27 protein-coding genes are annotated in these 25,717 nt (G+C 67.5%); 14 read left to right on the forward strand and 13 right to left on the reverse strand.

From position 1 onward, the window contains the following. Nucleotides 1–2: 2 nt before the first annotated feature. The 6 genes from gsiD to VAPA_RS12590 all read right to left on the reverse strand — a co-directional run bounded on the left by gsiD (nt 3) and on the right by VAPA_RS12590 (nt 7,409). Entirely contained in the window at nt 3–923 is a 921-nt protein-coding gene (gene gsiD / locus VAPA_RS12565; protein ID WP_021007147.1) for a glutathione ABC transporter permease GsiD, read from the reverse strand. Nucleotides 924–933: 10 nt separating this feature from the next. Continuing rightward, nucleotides 934–1,854, reverse strand: coding sequence for a glutathione ABC transporter permease GsiC (gsiC, locus tag VAPA_RS12570; RefSeq protein ID WP_021007148.1), 921 nt, complete (start codon nt 1,852–1,854; stop codon nt 934–936). 81 nt (nt 1,855–1,935) lie between these two features. Continuing rightward, nucleotides 1,936–3,489 carry a glutathione ABC transporter substrate-binding protein GsiB gene (gene gsiB, locus VAPA_RS12575; RefSeq protein WP_021007149.1) on the reverse strand — a complete coding sequence of 518 codons (1,554 nt, stop codon included), beginning with the start codon at nt 3,487–3,489 and terminating at the stop codon, nt 1,936–1,938. Nucleotides 3,490–3,574: 85 nt separating this feature from the next. Further along, nucleotides 3,575–5,452, reverse strand: coding sequence for a dipeptide ABC transporter ATP-binding protein (locus VAPA_RS12580; RefSeq protein WP_021007150.1), 1,878 nt, complete (start codon nt 5,450–5,452; stop codon nt 3,575–3,577). A 32-nt stretch (nt 5,453–5,484) separates the two neighbouring features. Beyond that, the gene (locus VAPA_RS12585) at nt 5,485–6,447 is read right to left on the reverse strand and encodes an isoaspartyl peptidase/L-asparaginase family protein (protein WP_021007151.1); all 963 of its coding nucleotides are present in this window, start codon (nt 6,445–6,447) and stop codon (nt 5,485–5,487) included. Next, nucleotides 6,444–7,409, reverse strand: coding sequence for a MurR/RpiR family transcriptional regulator (locus VAPA_RS12590; RefSeq protein ID WP_021007152.1), 966 nt, complete (start codon nt 7,407–7,409; stop codon nt 6,444–6,446). Before VAPA_RS12590 ends, VAPA_RS12585 begins: the two co-directional genes overlap by 4 nt. Nucleotides 7,410–8,232: 823 nt before the next feature. Between VAPA_RS12590 and VAPA_RS35155 the strand changes: the two genes are divergently transcribed. Then, nucleotides 8,233–8,679, forward strand: coding sequence for an alpha/beta hydrolase-fold protein (locus tag VAPA_RS35155; RefSeq protein WP_230558997.1), 447 nt, complete (start codon nt 8,233–8,235; stop codon nt 8,677–8,679). 69 nt (nt 8,680–8,748) lie between these two features. Further along, nucleotides 8,749–9,207: a MerR family DNA-binding protein gene (locus VAPA_RS12600; protein ID WP_021007153.1), complete on the forward strand. Its 459-nt coding sequence runs from the start codon at nt 8,749–8,751 to the stop codon at nt 9,205–9,207. A gap of 2 nt (nt 9,208–9,209) precedes the next feature. Here VAPA_RS12600 and VAPA_RS12605 read toward each other — a convergent pair whose 3' ends face one another. Next, a complete protein-coding gene (locus VAPA_RS12605) occupies nt 9,210–9,668 on the reverse strand; it encodes a GNAT family N-acetyltransferase (protein WP_021007154.1) in 459 nt (152 codons plus the stop codon). Nucleotides 9,669–9,791: 123 nt separating this feature from the next. On the opposite strand from VAPA_RS12605, the gene VAPA_RS12610 reads away from it, so the two are divergent. Further along, a complete protein-coding gene (locus tag VAPA_RS12610) occupies nt 9,792–10,820 on the forward strand; it encodes an aldo/keto reductase (RefSeq protein WP_021007155.1) in 1,029 nt (342 codons plus the stop codon). Here VAPA_RS12610 and VAPA_RS12615 read toward each other — a convergent pair. Beyond that, nucleotides 10,817–11,710, reverse strand: coding sequence for a LysR substrate-binding domain-containing protein (locus tag VAPA_RS12615; protein WP_021007156.1), 894 nt, complete (start codon nt 11,708–11,710; stop codon nt 10,817–10,819). The two genes, VAPA_RS12610 and VAPA_RS12615, sit on opposite strands and share 4 nt — an antisense overlap. A gap of 87 nt (nt 11,711–11,797) precedes the next feature. On the opposite strand from VAPA_RS12615, the gene VAPA_RS12620 reads away from it, so the two are divergent. Both VAPA_RS12620 and VAPA_RS12625 read left to right on the forward strand, forming a co-directional pair. Next, complete coding sequence (locus tag VAPA_RS12620; RefSeq protein WP_021007157.1) at nt 11,798–12,970, forward strand: NAD(P)/FAD-dependent oxidoreductase; 1,173 nt, start codon at nt 11,798–11,800, stop codon at nt 12,968–12,970. Nucleotides 12,971–13,022: 52 nt separating this feature from the next. After that, nucleotides 13,023–14,054 carry a class I fructose-bisphosphate aldolase gene (locus VAPA_RS12625; protein ID WP_021007158.1) on the forward strand — a complete coding sequence of 344 codons (1,032 nt, stop codon included), beginning with the start codon at nt 13,023–13,025 and terminating at the stop codon, nt 14,052–14,054. A gap of 3 nt (nt 14,055–14,057) precedes the next feature. Here VAPA_RS12625 and msrA read toward each other — a convergent pair whose 3' ends face one another. After that, nucleotides 14,058–14,759 carry a peptide-methionine (S)-S-oxide reductase MsrA gene (gene msrA / locus VAPA_RS12630; RefSeq protein ID WP_021007159.1) on the reverse strand — a complete coding sequence of 234 codons (702 nt, stop codon included), beginning with the start codon at nt 14,757–14,759 and terminating at the stop codon, nt 14,058–14,060. A gap of 68 nt (nt 14,760–14,827) precedes the next feature. After that, nucleotides 14,828–15,316, reverse strand: coding sequence for a YcxB family protein (locus VAPA_RS12635; RefSeq protein WP_021007160.1), 489 nt, complete (start codon nt 15,314–15,316; stop codon nt 14,828–14,830). An 80-nt stretch (nt 15,317–15,396) separates the two neighbouring features. Here VAPA_RS12635 and VAPA_RS12640 point away from each other — a divergent pair, with 80 nt between their 5' ends. Next, a complete protein-coding gene (locus VAPA_RS12640; protein WP_021007161.1) occupies nt 15,397–16,344 on the forward strand; it encodes a crotonase/enoyl-CoA hydratase family protein in 948 nt (315 codons plus the stop codon). Between the two features lie 162 nt (nt 16,345–16,506). Here the strand turns inward: VAPA_RS12640 and VAPA_RS12645 are convergent, their stop codons facing one another. The 3 genes from VAPA_RS12645 to VAPA_RS12655 are packed head-to-tail and all read right to left on the reverse strand — an operon-like array spanning nt 16,507 to nt 19,593. After that, the gene (locus tag VAPA_RS12645) at nt 16,507–17,421 is read right to left on the reverse strand and encodes a transglutaminase family protein (RefSeq protein WP_021007162.1); all 915 of its coding nucleotides are present in this window, start codon (nt 17,419–17,421) and stop codon (nt 16,507–16,509) included. A gap of 33 nt (nt 17,422–17,454) precedes the next feature. Next, entirely contained in the window at nt 17,455–19,302 is a 1,848-nt protein-coding gene (mnmC, locus tag VAPA_RS12650; RefSeq protein ID WP_021007163.1) for a bifunctional tRNA (5-methylaminomethyl-2-thiouridine)(34)-methyltransferase MnmC2/FAD-dependent 5-carboxymethylaminomethyl-2-thiouridine(34) oxidoreductase MnmC1, read from the reverse strand. A gap of 15 nt (nt 19,303–19,317) precedes the next feature. After that, nucleotides 19,318–19,593, reverse strand: a complete 276-nt coding sequence (locus VAPA_RS12655; protein ID WP_021007164.1) for an oxidative damage protection protein — start codon at nt 19,591–19,593, stop codon at nt 19,318–19,320. 137 nt (nt 19,594–19,730) lie between these two features. On the opposite strand from VAPA_RS12655, the gene VAPA_RS12660 reads away from it, so the two are divergent. The 8 genes from VAPA_RS12660 (at nt 19,731) to VAPA_RS12685 (ending at nt 25,701) form a co-directional block, all read left to right on the forward strand. After that, nucleotides 19,731–20,768: a sulfate ABC transporter substrate-binding protein gene (locus VAPA_RS12660; protein ID WP_021007165.1), complete on the forward strand. Its 1,038-nt coding sequence runs from the start codon at nt 19,731–19,733 to the stop codon at nt 20,766–20,768. 41 nt (nt 20,769–20,809) lie between these two features. Then, the gene (gene ssuE, locus VAPA_RS12665) at nt 20,810–21,394 is read left to right on the forward strand and encodes an NADPH-dependent FMN reductase (protein WP_021007166.1); all 585 of its coding nucleotides are present in this window, start codon (nt 20,810–20,812) and stop codon (nt 21,392–21,394) included. A 119-nt stretch (nt 21,395–21,513) separates the two neighbouring features. Beyond that, complete coding sequence (locus VAPA_RS35420; protein WP_012748080.1) at nt 21,514–21,648, forward strand: hypothetical protein; 135 nt, start codon at nt 21,514–21,516, stop codon at nt 21,646–21,648. 35 nt (nt 21,649–21,683) lie between these two features. Beyond that, complete coding sequence (locus VAPA_RS12670; RefSeq protein WP_021007167.1) at nt 21,684–22,643, forward strand: sulfonate ABC transporter substrate-binding protein; 960 nt, start codon at nt 21,684–21,686, stop codon at nt 22,641–22,643. Further along, nucleotides 22,643–22,792, forward strand: a complete 150-nt coding sequence (locus VAPA_RS34860; RefSeq protein ID WP_021007168.1) for a hypothetical protein — start codon at nt 22,643–22,645, stop codon at nt 22,790–22,792. The genes VAPA_RS12670 and VAPA_RS34860 overlap by 1 nt, the downstream gene beginning before the upstream one ends. Nucleotides 22,793–22,820: 28 nt before the next feature. Further along, on the forward strand, nt 22,821–23,990 hold the full coding sequence (gene ssuD, locus VAPA_RS12675) for an FMNH2-dependent alkanesulfonate monooxygenase (protein ID WP_021007169.1): 1,170 nt from the start codon (nt 22,821–22,823) through the stop codon (nt 23,988–23,990). Nucleotides 23,991–24,002: 12 nt separating this feature from the next. Continuing rightward, a complete protein-coding gene (gene ssuC, locus VAPA_RS12680; RefSeq protein WP_021007170.1) occupies nt 24,003–24,854 on the forward strand; it encodes an aliphatic sulfonate ABC transporter permease SsuC in 852 nt (283 codons plus the stop codon). Nucleotides 24,855–24,870: 16 nt separating this feature from the next. Then, a complete protein-coding gene (locus VAPA_RS12685) occupies nt 24,871–25,701 on the forward strand; it encodes an ATP-binding cassette domain-containing protein (protein ID WP_021007171.1) in 831 nt (276 codons plus the stop codon). Nucleotides 25,702–25,717 lie beyond the last annotated feature (16 nt).

Here is a 25,717-nt window from a genome sequence, read left to right on the forward strand (position 1 = left end):
GATTATTCGCGGTCGATCTTCGGATCGAGCGCGTCGCGCAGTGCATCGCCGAGCAGGTTGAACGCCAGCACGGTGAAGAAGATGGCCAGGCTCGGGAACAGCGCCACGTGCGGCGAGGTCACCATGTCGGCGCGGGCTTCGCTGAGCATGGCGCCCCATTCGGGCGTTGGCGGCTGCGCGCCCATGCCGAGGAACGAGAGGCTGGCGGCCGTGATGATCGAGGTGCCCACGCGCATCGAGAAGTACACGACGATGGACGAGATGGTGCCCGGCAGGATGTGCCGCACGATGATGGTCCAGTCCGACGCGCCGATGCTGCGTTCGGCCTCGATGTAGGTCTGCTGCTTGAGTACCAGCGTGTTGCCGCGCACCAGGCGCGCGAAGGCCGGCACGCTGAACACCGACACCGCCACCACCACATTGGTCATGCTGCTGCCGAGAATGGCGACCACGCCGAGCGCCAGAAGAATGCCGGGGAAGGCAAAGAGCACGTCGGAGATCCGCATCACGATGCGGTCCCACCAGCCTTCGTAGTAGCCCGCGAGCAGGCCGAAGGCCGTGCCGACGAAGCCGCCCACCAGCACCGACAGGAAGCCGGCCATCAGCGAAATGCGTGCACCCATCAGGATGCGGCTGAAGATGTCGCGGCCCAGCGGATCGACGCCGAACCAGTGCGTGGCCGAAGGCCCCGTGTTCAGCATGTCGTAGTCGAAGAAGTTCTCCGCGTCGAAGGGCACGATCCACGGCGCGAACACCGCGACGAACACCAGCAGCAGCACGAACAGCGCCGCGACGATGCCCACGGGCTGCTTCTTGAAGCGGCGCCAGCATTCGCCCCAGGGCGTGCGGACCTTGCCCGCGGTTTGAACCGCCACGATGGGCGGAGCGATCGATTCGGCAGTCACGCCGGTGGCTTGCGTCATGTCGGCTGCCTTACTTGTAGCGGATGGTGGGGTTGATGTAGCCGTACAGCACGTCCACCACCAGATTGATCAGGATGAATTCGAGCGAGAACAGCAGCACCAGCGTCTGGATCACGGGGTAGTCGCGCATCTGCACGGCATCGACCAGGAGGCGGCCGAGGCCCGGCCAGTTGAAGACGGCCTCGACCAGGATCGAGCCGCCCAGCAGGAAGCCGAACTGCAGGCCCATCATCGTGACCACCGGGATCAGCGCGTTGCGCAGGCAGTGCTTGATGATGACGGTGCGCTCGCGCACGCCCTTGGCACGCGCGGTGCGAACGAAATCTTCCTGGATCACCTCGACGAACGATGCGCGCGTGAAGCGCGCCATCACCGCGGCCACTGCGGCACCCAGCGTAATCGAAGGCAGGATGTAGTGCTTCCAGCTGCTCGCGCCCACCGTGGGTAGCCAGCCGAGCTGGACCGAGAAGATCTGCATCAGCAGCATGCCCAGGGCAAATGCCGGAAAGGAGATGCCCGACACGGCCAGCGTCATGCCGAGCCGGTCGGGCCATTGGTTGCGGAACACGGCGGAGACGATGCCGATGCCCATGCCGAAGATCACGGCCCACACCATGCTGGTGATGGTCAGCATCACCGTCGGGAAGAAGCGCTCGCCGATCTCCATCGACACCGGCCGCCGCGTGCGGATCGAGGTGCCGAAGTCGCCTTGCAGCATGTGGGTGAAGAAGCTCACGAACTGCTGCGGCAGCGGCTTGTCGAGCCCGAGTTCTGCGCGAACCATGGCGATGGTCTGTTCGTCGGCGTCCTGACCCGCGGCAAGGCGCGCCGGATCGCCGGGCAGCATGTGGACGAACAGGAACACCACCACTGCCACGATAAGCAGCGTGGGGATCAGGCCCAACAGTCGTTTGAGGAAGTAATTCAGCATGGGGTGCGGTTGTCGCGAGCGGGCGATGGCGGCATGCCATCGCCCGTCGGACAGTCAGTCAGGAAAACAGGGAGCTGGCGATCAATTCGACACTGCAATAGCGTCGATGTTGATGTTGCCGTCAGGCATCACGAACACACCCGACAGGCGCTTGGCGTGTGCCGACAGGTTTTGCTCGGTAACCAGCGGCACGCGCGGCAGGTCCTTGCGGATTTCTTCCTGCGCGGTCTTGTAGAGCGCGGCCTTTTCCTTGTCGTCCACGGTGATCAGCGCCTTGGCGAGCGCGTTGTCCACCACTTCGCTCTTGTAGAACGACATGTTGTTGAGCTTCGGCGCCCAGGCTTCCGAGGCGAACAGCGGACGCAGGCCCCAGTCGGCTTCACCCGTGGACGACGACCAGCCCGTGTAGTACATGCGAACCTTGGCCGTCTTGGCATCTGGCCATGCGTCGACCATCTCGGTGCGTTGGCCCACTTCGAGCGCCTGCACCTGCAGCTTGATGCCCACTTGCGCGAGCTGCTGCTGCACGAACTGGATGGTCTTCTGGCTGGTCGTGTTGTTGTAGGCGCTCCACAGCACCGACTCGAAGCCGTCCGGATAGCCGGCTTCCTTCAGCAGCTCCTTGGCCTTCTTCACATCGTAGGGAATGGGCGCCATCTTCTCGGCGTACTTCACGCCCTGCGGCACCACGCCCTGCGCGGGGAAGGCATAGCCGCCGAACGCGACCTTGGCCAGCGCTTCCTTGTTGATGGCGTAGCCGATGGCTTCACGCACCTTCGGGTTGTCGTAGGGCTTCTGCAGCATGTTGAAAGCCAGGAAGCGCGTGATGATCGAAGGGATGGCCACCACTTCGAGCTTCTCGCTCTTCTTCAGCAAGTCGGCCTGCTCGTAGGGAATGGGGAAGGCAAAGTCGGCCTCGCCGGTCTGCAGCATGGCGGCGCGCGTGTTGTTCTCGAGCACCGGCTTCCACTGCAGGTTGTCGATCTTCGGATAGCCCTTCTTCCAGTAGCCGTCGAACTTCTTGGCCTTGACGGCTTCGGTCTGCTTCCACTCGACGAACTCGAAGGGGCCGGTGCCCACGGGATGGAAGGCGATGTCCTTGCTGCCCCACTTCTTCAGCGCGGTGGGCGAGATCATCGCGGCCGAGGCGTGGGCCAGCGAGTTGATGAAGGGACCGAAGGGCTCCTTCAGCGTGATGCGCACGGTGGTGGGGTTCAGCGCCTCGACCTTGCCCACGCGGTTGAACTGGTTGTAGCGCAGCAGCTTGTTGTCCTGGTTCAGCACGCGGTCGAGCGACACCTTCACCGCCTCGGCGTTGAAGTCGGTGCCGTCGTGGAATTTCACGCCGGTGCGCAGCTTGATGGTGTAGACCAGGCCGTCCTTCGACACCTCATAGCCTTCGGCCAGCACGTTCTGGACCTTCAGGTCCTTGTCGAACTGGAACAGGCCTTCATAGAAGGTCTTGGTCACGGCCGTGGTGATGGTGGTGTTGGTGTTGTACGGGTCCAGCGTTTCGGGCTGGTAGCCGATCGACAGCACCACGTCTTTTGCGGCCAATGCCGTGCCCGATGCAGCCAGCGCGGCCAGGCCCAGCAGTGCCGATGCCCATCGCAGGGAGGAAGAAGATTGCTTCATGAAAAGAAACTCCGGTCGGTTCGAGAAAAAAGCAGGAGGGCCTGCGGGTTGAAAAATCAGTTGGCGCCGACGATGGCGTGAAGGATCAGAAGGCCCCGCCAATGGCGTGCCGTGCAACGAAGTGGCCCGGCGCGACCTGCACCAGCGGCGGCACGTCGGGCTCGTCGCCCACCGCGCGAATGGGGCTCGGGATTTCGCCTTCGAGCAGCGCGCGCGGCTTGTGGCGGCGCGACGGGTCGGCCACCGGCACCGCGGCCATCAGCTTGCGGGTGTAGGCATGCTGCGGCGCTTCGAACACGGCGCGGCGCGGACCGATCTCGACGATCTGTCCGAGGTACATCACGGCCACGCGGTGGCTGATGCGCTCGACCACCGCCATGTCGTGCGAGATGAAGAGAAAAGCCACGCCCAGCTCGCGCTGCAGGTCGAGCATGAGGTTGACGATCTGCGCCTGGATCGACACGTCCAGCGCCGACACCGATTCGTCCGCCACCACCACCTTGGGGTTGAGCGCGAGGGCGCGCGCGATGGCGATGCGCTGCCGCTGGCCGCCCGAGAACTCGTGCGGATAGCGCTGCGCCACCTCGGGCGGCAGGCCGACTTTCTGCAGCAGCCAATCGACGCGCTGCTGCGCCTCGGCACCCTTGGCGATGTTGTGGATGAGCAGCGGCTCCATGATCGAGAAGCCGACCGTCACGCGCGGATCGAGCGAAGCGAACGGGTCCTGGAAGATGAACTGGATGTTGCGGCGCAGCGCTTGCAGCTCGCGCGTGGGCAGCTCGCGGATGTTCTGGCCGCCGAACTCGATGGCGCCGCTCTGGCTCTCGACCAGGCGCAGCAGCGAGCGGCCGGTGGTCGACTTGCCGCAGCCCGATTCGCCGACCAGCGCCAGCGTCTCGCCGGGGTAGAGGTCGAAGCTGATCTTTTCCACCGCATGCACGCGGCGCTTCACACGGCCGAACAGGCCGCTGCGCACGTCGAAGCGCGTGACGAGGTCGCGCACGCGCAGGATCGGGCCGGCGTCTTCGCGAACGGTGGTCTGCGGCGTGGTGTGGGTGCAGGGCACGGTCTCGGGGCTGCCCTCGGTGCGCAGCAGCTCGAACTTGGCGGGCAGGTCGGTGCCCTGCATCGCGCCGAGCTTCGGCACGGCCGACAGCAGCGCCTTGGTGTAGGGGTGCTGCGGCGCGGCAAACACGGTATCGGAGCTGCCTGCTTCCACCTTGTCGCCGCGGTACATCACGAGCACGCGGTCGGCAATCTCGGCCACCACGCCCATGTCGTGCGTGATGAAGAGCACGCCCATGTGCATCTCCTTCTGCAGCTCGCGGATGAGCTGGAGGATCTGCGCCTGGATGGTCACGTCGAGCGCTGTGGTGGGTTCGTCGGCAATCAGCAGCTGCGGCCTGCACGAGAGCGCCATCGCGATCATCACGCGCTGGCGCATGCCGCCCGAAAGCTGGTGCGGAAAGCGGTCGAGCACGTTGCGCGCTTCTGGGATGCGCACCAGCTCCAGCATGCGCAGCGCCTCGGCGCGCGCGGCCGCGTTGCTCTTGCCCTGGTGGATGCGGATGGCCTCGGCGATCTGCTCGCCGGCGGTGAACACCGGGTTGAGCGAGGTCATCGGCTCCTGGAAGATCATCGCGATGTCCGCGCCGCGGATGTTGCGCATCTCGGCGTCGCGCGCCTGGGCGAGGTCGAGCACTTCGCCGCTGCGGCGGCGAAAGGCCATGCTTCCGCCGAGGATGCGGCCGCCGCCATGCTCCACCAGCCGCATCAGCGCGAGCGAAGTCACCGACTTGCCCGAGCCCGACTCGCCCACCACCGCGAGCGTTTCGCCATGGTCGACGTGGAAGGAAAGGTTCTTGACGGCATCGACGGTGCGCTCGGAGGTCGAGAAGCGGACGGTGAGGTCGTCGACGGCGAGAACGCGGCCGTTTGGCAGGGCGAGGGCGGGGGAGGACATGGGAGTGCGAAAGGAAGAGGGGCGCGTGCGCGTCAGGCGAAGATGGCTGTTGCGGGTGCTTCGTCGCCGCGCGCGTGGCCGCGGTACATGCCTTCGGTGTTGAAGGCGAGGCTCAGGTTGCCGTGGCGGTCGATGGCAATCAGCCCGCCGGTGCCGCCGATGGCGGGCAGCGACTGGTGCACCACGGCGTGCGTGGCGGCTTCGAGCGTGGCGCCGCCGTAGGCCATGCGGGCGCAGACGTCGTGGGCGGCCGCCACGCGGATGAACATTTCGCCGCTGCCGGTGCAAGAAACGGCAGCCGTGCGGTCGTCGGCATAGGTGCCGGCGCCGATCAGCGGCGAATCGCCGATGCGGCCGACGCGCTTGTTGGTCATGCCGCCGGTCGAAGTGGCCGCCGCAAGATGGCCGTGCATGTCGAGTGCGACCGCACCCACGGTGCCGAACTTCTTGCCTTCGTCGAGCGGCGGCGTCATGGCCGCGCCTTCGTGATCGGTCACCACGCGGCCGGTGTCGCGCACGCGGTAGAGCTGCTGGCGCCGCGCCTCGGTGGAGAAGAAGAAGGGCTCGACCATTTCCAGGCCGTGCTCGCGCGCGAAGGCTTCGGCGCCGGCGCCGGCCAGCAGCACGTGAGCGCCGTCTTCCAGCACGGCCCGCGCGGCGCGCACCGGGCGGCGGACGTGGCAGACGCCGGCAATGGCGCCGGCCGCGAGCGTGGCGCCGTCCATCACGGCGGCATCGAGTTCGTGGGTTTCCTCGTGCGTGAACACTGCCCCGTGGCCCGCGTTGAAGAGCGGGCACTCTTCGAGCAGCTCGACCGCGAGGCAGGTCGCGTCGAGCGCGGATGCGCCCTTGAGCAATTGCGCCTGCGCGGCCTGCACGATTTTGCGCAAGGCGTCGTGGTAGGCCTGCGCCTGCGTCGCGCTGGTGGTGGTGGCGCTGATGGTGCCGGCGCCACCGTGGATGGCGATGACGGGCGTGATGCTGTTGTTCTTCATGAGGAGGCTTTCTTCTTTTTCTTGGCGGCGCCGGCCGGTGCCGCGCCAGCGGGCAGTGCCGAGGAGACTTCCGCCCGCGGCAGGCCCTGCGCGCCATGCAGCCACGGCCGAACCGCCTGCAGGATGCGGCTCGCGGACTGCACCGCGCGGGGCGCACGCAGCGCCACCGCGCTGGTCAGCGCCTCGATCAAGGCCAGCACGCTGGTTTCGCAGTTCGGCCGGTAGCTGGTTTCGGTCTGGCAATAGAGCACCACGTCGGCCAGCGGCGCCAGCGGCGAACTCGGGCGGTCGGTCAGCGCCAGCACGGCGCAGCCCTGGCCCTTGGCGATCTGCGCCAGCGCCACCGTATCGGTGAGGTAGCGCGGAAAGGTCAAGCCGATGAACAGGTCCTGCGGGCCGGCATGCATCAGCGTGCGCGCCGCATGCGTGACGCCGCTGACGCTCGACAGCATCCGCACGTCGTTGCAGCTGCCGTCGAGCCCGTGCTGCAACAGCCCCGCGAGCCAGGCGCTGGCGCCGAAGCCACCGATGTAAATCGAGCGCGCCTTCAGGATGCGCTGCACCGCGGCTTCGCAGGCGGCGTAGTCCAGCGACTGGCGCGTGGCTTCGATGTTGCGGCGGCTCTCGTCGAGCGCCGTGGCGAACACTTCGGCCACCGTGGTCGGATGCTCCAGGTTGCCGCGCAGCCGTTCCACCGGCGCCACCAGCGATTCGAAGCCGCGCACGAGCTCGGCGCGAAAGGTGGCGTAGCCGTCGAAGTCCAGCGCGCGCGCGAAACGGTTGGCCGTGGCCACCGATACGCCCACCGCGGCCGCGAGCTCGTCGATGGGCAGCGTGGCGACCTGCAGCGGGTGCTCCAGCACGAAGTCGGCCACCTGGCGGTGCGAGCGCGTCAGCCGCGGCAGCGCCTGCGCAATGCGCTGGGCCACGGTGGTGCCTGGGGTGTCGACGTGGGTGCTCATGGGGCGGGCGATGCACCTGGATGGGTACAGGTCATGAAAATAGATTTACAAATATATGACAGATAAGAAAATTTTCTGTCATTTTCGAACAATATTGCAAGTAGCGGGCCAGGAGTGAGCGGCTTTGGCATGGGGAGGCGGGGCGTGTTTCCCTTGCGGGGCAGCGGGTTCGGGTCCGTCGATGCGCGGCTTTCAGGGATTACCCTGATGTTGTCTTTTCATTCCCGCAGACGGGGAATTTCGGGGAATGGTCGCTGCGGCCCCACGAAACCGGGCGCAATGAAGCCGAACGAATTAACCGCAGTGCCCCAATCGCATCGCGACATTGACGGCCTTGCCGCGCGCGGTGAGTATCCCGGGCGGCGTGTCTTGCGCCGGGGAACGAGGAACCACAACACGAGGCTGGAATGGCTTCGCCGCGCGCTCGCGGTGATGGGCTGCTGCGTGATGTTCGCGGGTGTGTCCGCCTGCGGTGGCGGAGGGGGCGGAGGTGGCGGTGGCCTGCCGATACTCCCGCCGACCGCGGGACCAACGCCCCAGCAGCCGGCACCGACGCCGACACCCACCGATCGCGTGGTGTCCGAATCCATCCAATCGGCGTCTACCGGCGCGCCTTACCCCCTTGCCATCTACCTGCCCGGCGGCTGCGACCAGGGCATCGACGCTTACCCCGTCATCTATGCCCTCGACGGAGATGCCACCAACGGCCTGCCGCAAACGCGGTTCGCGAATCTCAAGGACATCCTGGTGAAACGCGGAACGAAAGCCATCTTCGTCGGCATCGGCAACACCGCGCGGCGCCAGGAAGACTGCAACTTTCCCGGTGCCTTCAAATACCACGGATTTCCTCGCAAAGGAGCTGATTCCTTTCATCGATTCGAAGTACAGGACCAATCCCAGGAACCGGATGCTCGCGGGCTTGTCGACCAGTGGCAACCTGGCGGCCACGGCACTCTTTCTCGAGGCGCCGGACAACCTGGTGTTTTCCACCTTCGTGTCCATCGAAGGCGCTTTCTGGCAACAGGAAGCCCAGAACAACGATCTGGAACAGAAGATGTTCGATGCGCTGGCGGGCAGGCCGCTGCCTGTCACGTTGATACTGGCCAGCTGCTCCGACGGCTGCAATCAACCCTACGTGAAGCAGCTGTACCAGCGGATGGCCGCGCGAAACTACGCGGGGCTGCTGCTGCTCAACACGGAGTTCAGCACCACGCACGTGGGTGCCGACGTGCTCGCGTTCGAAGACGCGGTCGTGCGAACCTACAAGTAGGCGCTGCCGGCTTGACTCTCCCATGGTGTGAAGGCCGAGACTTTGTTCTTTGGCTGAAAGGAGAACTCCATGGAACATCCCACGGCACCGGCTGCTGCGTCGCGCTTGTCCCTTGCCGACGTTGTTGCGCGGTCTGGCGCATCCGCGCAATTGCTGCGCGATTGCGAGTCGCTCGGGCTGCTCGACGGCATGGCGTGCACCGAAGAGGACGGCTGTCGCTATGACGAACGCGCCGTGTCGACGCTGCGCTTCGTGCGAAGGGCGCACGCGATGGGTTTCGAAACACCGGAAGTCGTCGAGCTGCACGCACTGTGGCGCGACGGGCATCGCGCGAGCTTCGACGTGAAGCGCGTCGCACTCGAACGGGCCGACGACCTGGCCCAGCGGATCGAGGAGTTCGCGCACATGAAGCGCCTGCTGGAGCGCCTGGCCCATTGCTGCGAGGGTGACGATCGCCCGGAATGTCCCATCCTGGATGAGCTGGTCGGGCTTGAGGGGTTCGCCGGCTGCGAAGCGCGGCGTGGGTAGGTCTACGGCGCCGCCTTTTCCTTCTGCATGAAAACGCTCAACGGATCGTCGGGGTAGTCGCCGAACCGCTCGCGCCGGGCGTACCCCGCGCGCGCATAGAACGCGAGCGCCTCGGGCTGGCTCACGCCCGTCTCCAGCCGGAACACGGCGCATCCGCGCGCCGCCGCTTCGCCCTCGAGAAAACCCAGCACCTTCGCGGCGACGCCTCGCCCGCGGTTCTGCGGCCGCACGTACATGCGCTTGAGTTCGCCGTAGCCGGGGCTCATGACCAGGGCACCACAGCCGATGGCCGTGCCCGCCTCGTCGCGCGCGACCGCGAACAGCACGTGAGCCGCCGACAGCGCCGCAATGCCGATGCCGTAGTGGCTCTCGGGCGGGTACAGCGGCTTCTGGTACGCATCGAGGTCGGCGATGAGCTGGATGACGTCGGGTTGGTCGGGGTTTTCGATCGCGATCTGCATCGCTCGATCGTATCGAGCCGATGGGGCGCAAAGCCCGGCGCGCGACGTGGTTCCATGCAGCGGCCAACAATGGATGCGTCATTCATCTTGTTCGTTGGTTCATTCGACTGAAGGAGCAGCACCTTGGAATACCGTCACCTCGGCAAATCTGGCCTCAAGGTCCCCGTATTGAGTTTCGGCACCGGCACTTTCGGCGGCAAAGGCGAGCTTTTCAGCGCCTGGGGCCAGACCGACGTGGCCGAGGCCCGCAAGCTGATCGACATCTGCCTGGAGGCGGGCGTCAACATGTTCGACAGCGCGGACATCTATTCGGCCGGCGCGGCCGAGTCGGTGCTCGGCGAGGCGATCAAGGGCCGCCCGCGCGACCAGCTCCTCATCTCGACCAAGGCCACCTTTCGCAGCGGGGAAGGGCCGAACGAGGTGGGTTCGTCGCGCTACCACCTGGTGCGCGCGGTCGATGGCGCACTCAAGCGGCTGGGCACCGACTACATCGACCTGTTCCAGCTGCATGGCTTCGACGCGAGCACGCCGGTGGAGGAAACGCTGTCCACGCTCGACGACCTGGTGCGCGCGGGCAAGCTGCGCTATGTGGGCGCGTCGAACTTCTCGGGCTGGCACCTGATGAAGTCGCTGGCGGTGGCCGAGCGCTACGGCTACGCGCGCTACGTGGCGCACCAGGCCTACTACTCGCTGGTCGGGCGCGACTATGAATGGGAGCTGATGCCGCTCGCGCAGGACCAGGGCGTGGGCGCCGTGGTCTGGAGCCCGCTGGGCTGGGGCCGGCTCACCGGCAAGATCCGCCGCGGTCAGCCGCTGCCGGCCACGAGCCGCCTGCACGTGACGGCCGACATGGGACCGCCGGTGCCTGACGAGCTGCTTTTTCGCGTGGTCGATGCGCTCGAGAAGGTCGGGGCCGAAGTCGGCAAGACCGTGCCGCAGGTGGCACTGAACTGGCTGCTGCAGCGGCCGACCGTGTCGAGCGTGGTCATCGGCGCGCGCGACGAGGCGCAGCTTCGCCAGAACCTGGGCGCCACGGGCTGGAAGCTCACGCCCGCGCAGGTGGCCGAACTCGATGCGGCCAGCGCGACGACGCGGGCCTATCCGTACTGGCACCAGCAGGGCTTTCTGGAGCGCAATCCCAATCCGGTCTAGGACGGCGCGAGCCCGAGCACCCAGCGCTCGAAGTGCTCCAGCGCCCCGGAAGCCAGGCGGCCCTCGGGGTAGGCGAAGTAGTAGCCCTGGCGCACGTCCAGGTGCCGGTCGATCGGGATCACGAGCTCGCCGGTTCGCAGCTCGCGCTCGATCAGGATGCGCGGCGCCAGGCCCACGCCCATGCCGGCGGCCGCAGCGGCGGTCACCATGGTGAAGAGCTCGTAGCGCGGCCCGCGCGAGGCGTGCACCGTGTAGTCCCAGCCCTGCTGCGCATACCAGTCGCGCCACGCATGCGCGCGCGTGCCCAGGTGCACGTGGCGGCAGCGCTCGAAGGCCGATTCGTCCCACGGGCCGTGGGCGTCGCGGAACGCGGGGCTGCAGACCGGCACCATCTCGCCTTCGGAAAAGATCAACCCGCCCTGGGTGCCGGGCCAGAACTGGTCGCCGAAATAGATGGCCGCGTCGTAGGCGTTCTCCTGGAACGAGAAGGGCTGCGAGCGCGCCGAGAGATTGACCGTGATGTTGGGGTGCCGCCGGCTGAAATCGGGCAGCCGCGGGATCAGCCATTGCGTGGCGAAGGTGGGCACCACGGCGACTTCGAGCACAAAGCCCATGTCGTGGCCGGCGCTGATCTCCAGCGTGTCGCGCCGGATCTGGTCGAGGTGGCGGCGGATGCGCGCCGCATATTCGCGGCCGGTGTCGGTGAGCGTGAGGCGCCTTCGCACGCGCGAGAACAGCGCCACGCCCAGCCGCTGCTCGAGCGTGGCCACCTGCCGCCCGACGGCGCTTTGCGTGAGCGCGAGTTCGGCCGCCGCGCGGGTGAAGCTCCCCAGGCGCGCCGAGGCCTCGAAGGCCTGCAAGGCACCCAGGTTGGGAATGTCTTTTCTCATCATTGCTATTCTGCGTGCCGGGCCCGCGGGTTTTCGCGGCGGCTTGCGTGGATTGGACCTGTCGGCGAACAGCAAGAAAGGAATTTCATGCGTCGTGTGGTGATCATCGGCGGCGGCGCCATCGGCTCCGCCATCGCCTATTTCCTGAACCGGGACCCGCAGGAGGAACCGTTCGACGTCACCGTGGTCGAGCGCGATTTCTCGTACACGCAGGCCTCGTCGGCCTTGTCGGCCAGTTCGATCCGGCAGCAGTTTTCGAGCGCCATCAACATCGAGATGTCGCTCTACGGCATCGAGTTCTTCCGCGGCCTTGGCGAAACCTTGCGTGTCGGCGACAACGTGCCCGACATCGGCCTGGTCGAGCCCGGGTATCTGTACCTGGCGTCGCCGGACGGCGCCGACGTGCTGCGCGAGAACCATGCGCTGCAGAAGGCGCATGGCGTCGACGTGATCCTGATGGCGCCCGACGCGCTGCAGGCGCGCTTTCCATGGATGTCGGCCGAGGGCATCGCGCTGGCCTCGCTGGGGCTCTCGGGCGAGGGCTGGTACGACGGCTACAGCCTGTTGCAAGCCTTTCGCAAGAAAGCCATATCGCAGGGGGCGCGCTATGTGCAGGCGCAGGCCACGGGATTGCAGCGCAACGGTCGCGTGGTGGCGGGCGTCGAGCTCGACATCGGCAACGTGCTCCAGGCCGACGTGGTGGTCAACGCCGCCGGCGCCTGGGCCGCGAGGGTCGCGGGCTGGGCCGGCATCGACCTGCCGGTGCGGGGCCGCCGCCGCATGGTGTTCAGCTTTTCGTGCCCCGACACCTTGCCGGGCTGCCCATTGGTGATCGACACCTCGGGCATCTGGCTGCGCCCCGAAGGCCGCCGCTTCATCTGCGGCTTTGCGCCGCCCCAGGACCGGGACCGCGACGACGCGCCGCTCGAAGTCGACTACCGCGTCTTCGACGATTTCATCTGGCCCGCATTGGCCAGGCGCGTGCCCGCCTTCGAGGCCATCCGCATGACCGGCGCATGGGCCGGCTACTACGAGATGAACCTGTTCGACCACAACGCGATCCTCGGCCTGCATCCGGACTGCGACAACCTGTTCTTTGCCAACGGATTCTCCGGGCACGGGCTTCAGCAATGCCCGGCGGCGGGGCGCGGCGTGGCGGAGCTCGTCCGGTATGGCGAATACCGCAGCCTCGACCTGTCGCCGGTGTCATTCGCGCGGATTCTCGAGAACCGGCCGCTGATCGAGAAGAACGTGATCTAGCCGCGGCCCCGGTGGAGGCGTACGATCGCTCGCAAGCGAGGGTCTCAGCATCATGACTGCACAGGCATTGATCGATACCGCACAGGCGCTGGTCGCCGGCGACAAGGGATTGCTCGCGATGGACGAGAGCAACGCCACCTGTCACAAGCGCTTCGCGAAACTGGGCATTCCCCAGACCGAGGACGCGCGGCGCGACTGGCGCGAGCTGATCGTCACCGCGCCGAACCTCGGCGCGTCCATCAGCGGCGCGATCCTCTTCGATGAAACCATCCGCCAGCGAACGAACTCGGGCGCGTCCTTCGTCTCGGTGCTCAGCGGCGCGGGCATCATTCCCGGTATCAAGGTCGACACCGGCGCCAAGCCGCTGGCGGGCCATCCCGGGGAAACGGTCACCGAAGGCCTGGACGGCCTGCGCGAGCGGTTGGCCGAATATGCAGTCATGGGCGCGCGCTTCGCCAAATGGCGCGGCGTCATCACGCCCGGTGCCGGCCTGCCCAGCCGTGCGTGCATCGAGGTCAACGCCCACGCACTGGCCCGCTACGCGGCCTTGTGCCAGGAGGCCGGACTCGTTCCGGTCGTCGAGCCCGAGGTGCTGATGGAGGGCGACCATTCCCTCGCACGCTGCGCGGAAATCACCGAGGAAACCCTGCATGCGGTGTTCGTTCAACTGCGCCTGCAGGGCGTGCTGCTCGAAGGCATGCTGCTGAAGCCGAACATGGTGCTGCCCGGGCAGGACTGCCCGAAGCAGGAGAGCGTGGAAGAAGTCGCCGACGCCACGGTGTCGTGCCTGCGGCGTACCGTGCCCGCGGCCGTGCCGGGCATCGCCTTTTTGTCGGGCGGCCAATCGGCGCAGCTCGCTTCGGCCCGGTTGAATGCCATGAACGCGAGAGCCGGGTCGCGCCTGCCGTGGGCGCTGGCGTTTTCATACTCGCGCGCCGTGCAGCAACCGGCGCTGGACGCCTGGAAGGGAGACGCCGCCAACGTTGCCGTGGCGCAGCAGGCGCTGGTGCACCGAGCCCGCTGCAACCAGGCCGCGCGCCGCGGCGCCTACGACGTGCTGGCGGACGCGCCGAAATCCGGCTGAGCATCAGCCGCCCTTTGCCGGATTCACCAGCACGGGCGTCGACCGGTAGCTCTCCGGAAACAGCTTCTTCAGTTCCTCGATCTTCGGCAGGTCGTTGAACACGATGTATCCGTGTCTCGGATGGCGCGTAAGGAAATCCTGGTGATAGGGCTCGGCCGCATAGAACGGCTTCGCCATTTCGATGGTGGTCGCCAGCGGCTTGCCGAAGGTCCTGGCCTGGTTCAGCTGCACGATGTATGCCTTCGCGATGTGGGCCTGTTCGGCGTTCTCGGCAAACACGGTGGAGCGGTATTGAGGGCCTGTGTCCGGCCCTTGCCGGTTCAGCTGGGTCGGGTCGTGCGCCACCGAGAAATAGATCTGCAGCAGCTTGCCGTAGCTGATCTGCCGCGGGTCGTAGGTGATGCGCACCGATTCGGCATGGCCAGTGCGGCCCGAGCCCACGTCGTCGTAGCGTGCTGTCTTCGCTTCGCCGCCGGCATAGCCGGACACGGCGTTGTTCACGCCCTTGACGCGCTGGAACACGCCTTGCACGCCCCAGAAGCAACCGCCGGCGAACACGGCGATGTCGTATTTGGTGGTGGGCGAGGCCGGCAGGTCGACCGCGGGCGCCGGCACGCGCCGGGCCGGCTCTGCGAACGAAGGCGCGGCATGCCAGGCCAGCGCCGCGGCGGCGAGCATGCCGGCGGTGAGTGCGGGGAATCTCATGTGCAGTCCTTGAGGGAGGCTTGGGTGCCAGCCGATGGGAGCGACATTGCAACTGAATCCCGCGGCCGTCAATGCTCAGGGCCGACGTGCCGGTTCAGCCGTTCGATGAGCCCGGGCAGGTCGAAGCCCTGCGCAGCCACCGACTTGGGCAGTGCATGGAAGAGGCGCGGCATCAGGTAGAGGAGCACGAAGCGATCGTCCTGGCGCCACTTGAGCACGTTCGCCCAGACGATCCTGCTCTCGCCGTGCGGGGCGCGAAGGCGCAGCGCATCGTCCAGCAGCTCCACTGCAAACTCTTCCTGGATTGCCTTGTACTTGCGATAGTGGCGCCGGGCCGTCATCGGCATGACCAGGAGGCGCATGGCCAGCAGAACGCTCGCGCCGCCGATCAGACCGCCGAGCGCACTCGGCTGGATCTGCGGCGTGCCGAAGACAGTGCCCAGCACGAGCAGCACGGCGATGGCAGTGATGATCCATCGCGCCAGGCGCGGCAACCGCGCGTAGAGCTTCATGGCGTCTACATAGTCGTCTTCGGAAATCCTGAATATCGCGGTCATTGTGCAGCGCTCGTGGTTTGCCTGAGGGTGGGGGCGATGCTACAAGAGCGGCACGGCGCAACCCAAGGAGACAAAAGACCATGCCCGCCTTCGACACTCTCCTGATCGACAAGGACCCACAGCATCCGCGCATCGCGCGTCTCGTGCTCAATCGCCCCGAGAAACTCAACGCCATCGGCGACACCACGCCCTCGGAGATCCGCCGCGCGGTGGAGTGGGCGGAAGCCGACGACGAGGTGCACGTGATCGTGGTCGAAGGCGCGGGCCGCGCCTTCTGCGCCGGCTACGACCTGGGCGACTACGCGGAGGGGCACGGCCGCGAAGGGCAGGGCGACCACCCCTGCCGGCAGGAAAAGGCGCCGTGGGATCCGATGCTCGACTACGCCGCCATGAAGCGCAACACCGAGGACTTCATGGCCCTGTGGCGCTGCACCAAGCCCACCATCGCCAAGGTGCACGGCTACGCGGTGGCGGGCGGCAGCGACATCGCGCTGTGCTGCGACCTGCTCACCATGGCCGACGACGCGCGCATCGGCTACATGCCCACGCGCGTGTGGGGCTGCCCGACGACGGCGATGTGGACCTACCGGCTCGGCGCGATGCGCGCGAAGCAGCTGATGTTCACGGGCGACACCATCCCCGGAACGCGGGCCGCCGAATGGGGCCTCGCCAATTTCTCGGTGCCGGCCGAACAACTCGACGATGCGACGCTGGAACTCGCACAGCGCATCGCGGGCGTGCCGCGCTCGCACCTGATGATGCACAAGCTCGTGGTGAACCAGGTGTGGCATTCGATGGGCCTGGAGCAGAGCCAGATGTTCGCCACGGTGTTCGACGGCATCACGCGCCACAACCCCGAAGGGATGTGGTTTCGCAAGCAGGCCGAAGCCGAGGGCTTCAAAAGCGCCGTCGCATGGCGCGACAGCGGCCGCAACATCCCGGAAGGCGACGAGGCGAGGGCGTTGGTCGCGGAACTCGAGGCGAAGCTCGCAGCGGCGCGGGCGGCGGTACAGGTCAGCCGGTCGTGATCTGCAGCTGCGGCCGCTGCCCATGCGGCGCGGAACCACCCACCGGTGATCCAGGGCCCAGATCGCGCCTGCACCTGGCGGTGGCGGCGCGATCACGGCACAGCCTGCTCCTCGCCCGAGGCTTCGACCGTGCAGGCTCGACGGGCGCCGAGCTGGGCGCCGTCACGACCCGCCGGATCCTTCGCGTCGCTTGGTGACGACCACCGTGGCTTCGAGGCCCTCGTAGGCCTCGGCATCGCCGTACCAGCTGCCCGAGATCGGCGCGGCCTGCGCCGGGTCGCGCGTGACGCCGACGCGGATCAGCTGGCCGCTGCCCATGAGGTTGTTGGTGGGGTCGAAGGCAAGCCAGCCGATGCCCGGCAGGTAGGCCTGCAGCCAGGCGTGCGTGGTGCCGGCGCCGGTCATCGATTCGCCAGGCTCCTGGGCCGCGCGGTCGAGCGCGGCGTCGTAGAGGTAGCCGGAGACGAAACGGGTGGCAATGCCCAGCCGCCGCGCGGCCTCCATCATCAGCAGTGCGTAGTCGCGGCAGCTGCCGCTGCCGAGCGCCAGCGTCTGCAGCGGCGTCTGCGTGCCTTCCTCGTCGCGCGCCCTGTATTCGAGGCTCTGGCCGATGTGCGCGTTCATGCGCGCGAGCACTTCGCGCGTGCTGTTGGGCTGGTCGGTGTGCAGGAACTGGTGGGCCCAGCGGATCAGCGTTCCACTCGCATCATCGTCGTGATGCGGGCGCAGGTAGTGCTCGAGATCGAGGCGCTCCTGCACCGAGTAGGCAAAGGGCAGGAACTCGGCGGCCGGATCGAGCGCAAGCTGGTCCTGCTGCGCCGGCACGTGCTCGATGGTGAAGGAGCACACGATGCGCAGCTCCGTGGCCTCGCCCATGGGCTGCACCAGCGCGACCGAGTTCGAATGCGGGTCCTGGATCAGCCGCGTGAACGACTGGGGGCTCACCTGCAGGTCGGTGGCGAGCACGCGCAGGTCATGGCTGTCGCGCGGGCGGAACATCACCCGGTGCAGACCGAAGGTGACCGGCTTCCTGTAGCGGTAGACGGTGGTGTGGATGATGTCGTATTGGATGGCCATGCGGTGCATTCTCGGCCCTTGGCGGGCTGGCGCCTACGCTTGCGTTCGCTGAGTGGCAAGCGCCTTGGCCAGGTTGGCCGGCAACGGCAGCGGCTCGCCGTGCCATTGCGCGGCCAGCAGTTCCGCGCACAGGGCCGCGAAGCTGAGACCGCGCGAGCCCAGCGCGGTGCAGGCCCAGAGGCCGGCCGCATCGGCATCGAGCGGGCCGACCAGCGGCCGGCGATCGCCCGATGCGCAGCGCACGCCGACCCAGGCGTTGACCTGGCCGCGATCGAAGCTCGCGGCCAGTGCGGCGGCGGCGGCGGGAAGCAGACGCTCCAGGCGCTCGCGGTTGGCGGCGGCATCGGCATCGCTCGGCTCCAGGTCGGTGCTGTCGCGGTCGAAGGTGGCGCCGGCCAGCCAGAGTTGGGTGCCGTCGTCGGCGGGTACATGCGCGATCAGGTGGCCGTCGCCATTGACGGGTGTCGCGGGAAGCCCGGGATCGGCCGCCATGGCGCCCCACATGACCTGGCCGCGCACGGGCTGCAGCGGAAGCCCCGGAGCGAAGCGGCCGGATTCGAAGCCCGCGGCGACCACCACGCGCTCCGCCTCGGCCAGCAGCCGGTCCGCCGCATCGAACAGCTGCCATGCGCCGTCGCCGTGCACCGTGCGTGCCACCGGTGCGTTGCCGCGGAACTCGATGCCCGGCCCGCGCAGCCAGGCCGTGATCAGCCGCTGCGGCCGGACCCAGCCCGCGCGCGCGTGCCAGAGGGCCGGCGCATCGGCCGGCAAGCGGGCCTGCGCCAATTGCGCGGCGCTTGCGGGCCACGACTCGTTGGGGCCGCCATCGCTCCACCCGTCGGGGACGCGTGTGTCGCCCTCGGGCCGGCGCTCCAGCACGCCGCTGGCGCGCCAGTCGCGGCCTTCTTCCAGCAGGCGTTCCAGTTCATGCCACGTCGCGCGGATGCCGGCGCGCGTGAGCCGCGAGAGCAGGGCGTCGTCGGGCGAGACATGCGGCGCCATCAGGCCGAAGGGCAGGCCGGAAGCACCGGCGGCGAAGCGGTCGGCCGCATCGAGCACCGTGACCTGCCATCCGCGGCGCGCCAGGCTGGCGGCCACCGCCGCACCGGCCAGCCCGGCGCCGATCACGGCGCAGCGGCCCGGGGTGTCGATCCGCTCGGGCGCGGGGCCGCGGCGGCGAACCGTCCAGGCCGGCGCGAACACCCCGCCCAGGCAGTCGCGCTTGGGCGGCAGGCCTGGGCGCCTTTCGAGCTGGAAGCCGTTCTGCGCGAGCGCATCGCGCACCGCACGGGCATAGGTCCAGGTGGCAAGGCCGGTGCCTTGGCGCGCAAAGCGCGACACGGCCTTCAGCGTGTCGGGCGACCACATGGCGGGGTTCTGCTGCGGGCTGAAGCCGTCGAGAAAGATGCTGTCGGCCTCGAAGCGCTGCGCGCGCAGCATCGGCTGCACGTCGCCGATGCACAGGGTGAGCAGCACGCGGCCGGCGTCGAAGGCCAGACGGTGAAAGCCCGGCAGCAGCCCGTGCCACTGCGCGGCCAGTTCCCGGGCCAGCGGCATCAGCTCGGGGTAGGCTTCGGCGGCGCGCAGCAGGTCGCCAGGCCCGACCGGGTGCGCCTCCACCGAGACGAAGTGCAGCATTCGCGGCCGGTTCGCGTCCGCACGCCACGCCTGCCAGCTTGTCAGGAAATTGAGCCCCAGCCCGAATCCGGTTTCGAGAATCCGCCATTGCGGCCGTCCGGACCAGGCCCCAGGCAGGCCGCAGCCGCCCAGGAACACATGGCGCGACTGCGCCAGCGCCCCGGTTTCGGTGTGATAGATGTCGTCGAAGCGTTCGCTGTGCGGCACGCCGTCGGCGCGCCAGGCCACCGGCTCAGCGGTCACGGCCGGCGGTGGTGTTCAGGTGCCCGGAGGAGGCACGTAGCCCTGGGCCACGTCGGCGCCTTCGCCGAAAAAGTGCTTTTCCATCTGCCGGGCCAGGTATTGGCGGGCGCGCAGATCGGCCAGATTCAGCCGGTTCTCGTTGACCAGCATGGTCTGCTGCTTGAGCCAGGCGGCCCAGGCTTCCTTGCTGACGTTCTCCCACAGGCGCTTGCCCAGTTCCCCGGGGTAGGGCGGGAAGTCGAGCCCTTCGGCTTCTTTGCCGAGCTTGATGCACTGAACCATGCGTGCCATTTTTGATTGCCTCTGGTGGGGAAAGCGGTTGCTTAGTTGATTTGGCTATTTAGAACTGAAAACTCGGTCGTTCCAGTTTCTATATGTCGTATTGAGAATACGCGGCTTCATTGATATGCCTTTTTGAGCAAGACACCATGAGCCTTCGCCGCGACTTTATCAAGCTTTCCCTGGGTGCCGGCGTGGCCGGTGCCATGGCCCTGACGGCATTGCCGTCGTTCGCGCAGGGCGCGGCTCCCGTGACGCTGCTCAACGTGTCGTACGACCCGACGCGCGAGCTCTACGTCGACTACAACCGCGCGTTCGCGAAATACTGGAAGGGCAAGACCGGCCAGGACGTGACCGTCAAGCAGTCGCACGGCGGTTCGGGCAAGCAGGCCCGCTCGATCATCGACGGCATCGATGCCGACGTCGCCACGCTGGCGCTCGGCGGCGACATCGACGCGCTCGCCACGCACGGCGGCCTCGTCAAGGCCGACTGGCAGAAACGCCTGCCGCAGAACTCGGCGCCCTACACCTCGACCATCGTGTTCCTGGTGAAGAAGGGCAACCCCAAGGGCCTGAAGGACTGGGACGACCTCGTCAAGCCCGGCGTGCAGGTGATCACGCCCAACCCCAAGACCTCCGGCGGCGCGCGCTGGAACTACCTGGCCGCCTGGGAGTTTGCCAAGCGCAAGTACGGCAGCGACGCCAAGGCCAGGGAATACATCGGCAACCTGTTCAGGAACGTGCCCGTACTCGACGCTGGCGCGCGCGGCGCGACCATCACCTTCGTGCAGCGCGGCGTGGGCGACGTGCTGCTGGCCTGGGAGAACGAAGCCTTCCTGGCCCTCAAGGAATTCGGCGCCGAGAAGTTCGAGATCGTGGTGCCGTCGATCTCGATCCTGGCCGAGCCCACGGTGGCGGTGGTCGACAAGGTGGTCGACAAGAAGGGCTCCCGCGCGGTGGCCGAGGAATACCTCAAGTACCTGTATTCGGACGAAGGCCAGGACATTGCGGGCCGCAACTTCTACCGCCCGACCTCGGAAAAAGCCAGGGCCAAGTACGACAAGCAGTTCCCCAAGCTCACGCTGGTGACCATCGACCAGGCCTTCGGCGGCTGGGCGAAGGCCGACAAGGCGCACTTTGCGGATGGCGCTTCCTTCGACCAGATCTACACGGCAAAGCAGAAGTAGGCCGCCTCGAACGCCCGAAGAAAACCGAAAGAAAGTCCCCTGTGTCCGTTCTCCTGATTGCCGGCAGCCCCTCGGCACCTTCGCGTTCCACCGCCTTGCTCGAGGCCGTGGGCGAGCGGCTGGCCGGCCGCAGCGCCCACATCGAGCGGCTCGCGATCCGCGACCTGCCGGCCCAGGCGCTGCTGCTGGCCGACTGGAGCCATCCGGCCATCGAGCGCGCGATTGCGCAGGTGGCGCATGCGCGCGTGGTCGTGGTGGCGACGCCGGTCTACAAGGCCGCCTACAGCGGCGTGCTGAAGGTTTTTCTCGACCTGCTGGCGCAGAACGCGCTCAAGGGCAAGACCGTGCTGCCGCTGGCCACCGGTGGCAGCCCGCACCACATGCTCGCGCTCGACTACGCATTGCGGCCGGTGCTGCATGCGCTCTCGGCGCGCCACATCCTGCCGGGCGTCTACGCGACCGATTCGCAGATCACGCTCACGCCCGAGAACGCCTACCAGGTGCATCCCGACCTGGCCGAGCGGCTCAACGAGGCCGTCGAGGTGCTCGCGACCGAAGGGCTGAAGCTGCCGGCAACACACGGCTTCGAACCGGTGCCGTTCTCCAAGGTGCGATGTAGCGTCTAGAACGGGTTCTTCCTCGAACCCGAGTCCAGCCAGCCCCATTCCTGTTCCCGTTTTTTGAAGTCGCCGCTGCGCGGCGAGGGCACAGCTTTGCCTGAAGTTTTTGCACAAGGAATCCACGCATGAACCCCGTTGCCACCGAAGACTCCGCACTCGACGCGCAGCCCCGCTCCATCTGGAAGGCGTTGCGGGACCTGGCCATCAGCACGATCGTGGTAACCGCCATCGCGCTCATCGTCGGCTTCATCTCGGCCTGAGGCCACCTGCATCCGCATTCGAAAAGGACGAGCCCATGACTTCCATCTCCATTCCACGCCGCCGCCTGCTGCAGGGCGCCGCTGCCGCCGCAATCGCATTGCCTTCCTTCGCCGCACTGGCCCAGGCGCCGGCACGGCAGCTGCGCATCGGCCACCAGAAGGGCGCGCTGAGCATCCTCAAGGGCCGCGGCACGCTCGAGAAGCGGCTGGCGCCGCTCGGCGTGGCCGTGAAGTGGACCGAGTTCACCGCCGGCCCGGTGCAGCTCGAAGCACTGAACGTCGGCTCCATCGACTTCGGCGACGTGGGCGAGGCGCCACCGATCTTCGCGCAGGCCGCCGGCGCGCCGCTGGCCTACGTGGCGGCCACGCTGCAGCGCCCGCAGTCCGAAGCCGTGCTGGTGCCCAGGGGCTCGGCCATCAAGACCGTGGCCGAGCTGAAGGGAAAGAAGATTGCGCTCAACAAGGGCTCGAACGTCCACTACCTCATCGTCAAGCTGTTCGAGAAGCACGGCTTGCCGTACACCGACCTGAACCTCGTCTACCTGCCGCCGGCCGACGCACGCGCGGCGTTCGAAAAGGGCTCGGTCGATGCATGGGTGATCTGGGATCCGTTCCTTGCCGCGGCTGAAAAATCGCTCGAAGCCCGCGTCCTGGCCGACGCGACCGGCGTGGTGGGCAACCGCGGCTACTACTTCTCGTCGCTCGGCTATGCGGCAAAGAACGCCGACGTGCTGGCCATCGCGATCGAGGAGATCAACAAGGTCGACGTCTGGGGTGCCGCCCACAGGAACGATCTTGCCGCCGAGTTTGCTGCCCTGTGGGGCCTGCCGAAGCCGGTGGCCGACCTGACGGTGGCGCGCGCGGCCTACGGCACCGGTCCCATCAGCAAGGCTGTGCTCGCCGAGCAGCAGAAGATCGCCGACACCTTCTTCGACCTGAAGCTGATCCCCCGAAGGATCAGCGTGCTCGAGGCCGCCGCGGCGGGCATCGCGTGATGCACGAAGCCTTGCGCCATCGTGCCGCCTGCGTGCTTGCCACGACCACGCGCGCCTGGGGCATTCCCCAGCCGCGGCGCTTGCGGGCCGCATTGCCGCGCGCGCGCTGCGCGCCGCCCCGCGTGCGCGGCTTCTTCTTTGCCATCTGACGCCAGGCCCCACCGACGGAAGGACGACATGCAGATATTCTGGTTTCTCCCCACCCATGGCGACAGCCGCTATCTCGGCACGAGCGAAGGCGCGCGACCGATCGACCTGGCCTACCTGCAGCAGATCGCGGGCGCGGCCGACAGCCTTGGCTACGAAGGCGTGCTGATTCCCACCGGCCGCTCGTGCGAAGACCCGTGGGTGATCGCCTCGAGCCTGATCGGCGCGACGAAGAAGCTCAAGTTCCTGGTGGCGGTGCGGCCCGGCCTCCACCAGCCCAGCCTGGCCGCGCGCATGGCCGCGACCTTCGATCGCCTGTCGGGCGGCCGCCTGCTGGTGAACCTGGTCACCGGCGGCGACCAGGCCGAACTCGAAGGCGACGGCGTGTATCTCGACCATGCGGCGCGCTACGAGCAATCGGCCGAGTTCATCCGCATCTGGCGCGAGATTCTTGCGCGCAGCCATGGCGGCCAGGCCTTCGACTACGAGGGCCGGCACTTGAGCGTGAAGGGCGCGAAGCTGCTCTATCCGCCGGTGCAGGACCCCTATCCGCCGGTGTGGTTCGGCGGCTCGTCGGCCGCCGCGCACGAGCTTGCGGCCGAGCAGGTCGATGCCTACCTCACATGGGGCGAACCGCCCGCCGAGGTGGCCAGGAAGATCGCCGACGTGCGCAACCGCGCCGCGCGCAAAGGCCGCACGGTGGAGTTCGGGATCCGGCTGCACGTGATCGTGCGCGAGACCGAAGACGCCGCATGGAAAGCCGCGGAGGAACTGATCAGCCGTGTCGACGACGAGACCGTGATCCGCGCCCAGGCCGCATTTGCCCGCATGGACTCCGAAGGCCAGCGCCGCATGGCTGCGCTGCATGCGGGCGGCGCCAGGCGATCGCGCGCCGAGCTGGAGATTTCGCCCAACCTCTGGGCCGGAGTCGGCCTGGTGCGCGGCGGCGCGGGCACGGCGCTGGTCGGCGACCCCAAGACCGTGGCGGCGCGCATCGAGGAATACGCGGCGCTCGGCCTCGACAAGTTCATTCTCTCGGGCTACCCGCATCTCGAAGAGGCCTACCGCTTCGCCGAGCTGGTGTTCCCGCTGCTCTCGTGCAAGGCGCAGGCACGGCTCGCGGGCGGATCGCTGAGTGGGCCGTTCGGCGAAGTCGTGGCCAATCTCGACGCGCCTTCGCGCATCATTTCCCAAAGCTAAGAAGGATCTCCCATGACGGAACAAGTGCAGGAACTGCCGGCGGTCGCGCCTTCGGAAGAAAACGCCGGCGGCGCGCTCAAGGCCTTCGGCGCCAACGTGGCGGGGCGGCTGGTGCCGTGGCTGGTGCCGGTGGGGCTGATCGTCTTCTGGCAGATCGCTTCATCGCTGGGCTGGCTCTCCACGCGGGTGCTGCCGGCACCCGTGGACGTGGTCAAGGCCGCCTGGGCGCTCGCCGTGTCGGGCGAACTCTGGACGCACGTCAAGGTGAGCGCGGGCCGTGCGCTGGCGGGCCTCGCCATCGGCGGGGGAACGGGGCTGGTGCTGGGCCTCTTGACCGGCTCGGTGAAGTTCTTCGAGACGCTGCTCGATTCGACCATCCAGATGGTGCGCAACATTCCCGCGCTGGCGCTCATTCCGCTCGTCATCCTGTGGTTCGGCATCGACGAGTCGGCCAAGCTGTTCCTGATCTCGGTGTCGGTGTTCTTTCCGATCTACCTGAACACCTTCCACGGCATCCGCAACGTCGATCCGCAGCTGATCGAGATGGGGCGCACCTATGGACTCTCGCGCTGGCAGCTGTACCGCGAGGTGATCCTGCCCGGCGCGCTGTCGTCCATCCTCGTGGGCCTGCGCTTTTCGCTGGGGCTGATGTGGGTGATCCTGATCGTGGCCGAAACCATCTCGGCACAGGCCGGCATCGGCTATCTCACGATGAACGCCCGCGAATTCCTGCAGACCGACATCGTGCTCGTGGGCATCCTGCTGTATGCGCTGCTCGGCAAGCTGGCCGACCTGTTCGCGCGCGGCCTGGAGCAATGGTGGCTTCGCTGGCACCCCGGCTACCAGAAGAAGACGTCGAAGTGAGGAGGACACAAACATCATGAATGCCGTTCTGAAAGACACACGGCCGCTGGCCATCTCGGGCGGCGTGCGCCTGGAGGCGCGCGGCCTGCACATGCGCTATGGCGAGCGCGAGGTGCTGCGCAACACCCAGCTCGCCATCGAGCCGGGGCAGTTCATCGCCATCGTCGGGCGCAGCGGCTGCGGCAAGAGCACCCTGCTGCGGCTCATCGCCGGACTCGAGAAGGCCACGTCCGGGGGGCTCTTCACGGACGGCAAGGCCATCGACGGCCTGCACGACGACACCCGGATCATGTTCCAGGAAGCGCGCCTCCTGCCCTGGCGCCGGGTGCTCGACAACGTGACACTCGGCTTGCCCGCCGAGGCCAGGGCGCGCGGCAAGGAGGTGCTCGCGCAGGTGGGCCTGGCCGACCGCGAGAACGAATGGCCAGCGCGCCTGTCGGGCGGCCAGCGCCAGCGGGTGTCGCTCGCAAGGGCGCTGGTGCATCACCCGCGCCTGCTGCTGCTCGACGAGCCGCTGGGCGCGCTCGACGCGCTCACGCACATCGAGATGCATCGCCTCATCGAGAACCTCTGGCAGCGACACCGCTTCACCGCGCTGCTGGTGACGCATGACGTGCAGGAGGCCGTGGCGCTCGCGGACCGCGTGATCCTGATCGAGGACGGGCGTATCGCGCTCGACGAGAACATTGCGCTCGCCAGGCCGCGCTCGCAGGGCGACCCGGCGTTCGCGGCCATCGAGAAGCGGATTCTCGACCGCGTGCTGCAGAAGGCCGGCGAGGCCGAGCCCGCCGGCACGGACGCAAGCTGGCTGCAGCCCTCGGCGCACACGCTGCGCTGGGCGATCTGAACCCGTCGTTCATCCA

The organism is Variovorax paradoxus B4, assembly GCF_000463015.1.
GTDB classification, from domain to species: domain Bacteria; phylum Pseudomonadota; class Gammaproteobacteria; order Burkholderiales; family Burkholderiaceae_C; genus Variovorax; species Variovorax paradoxus_E.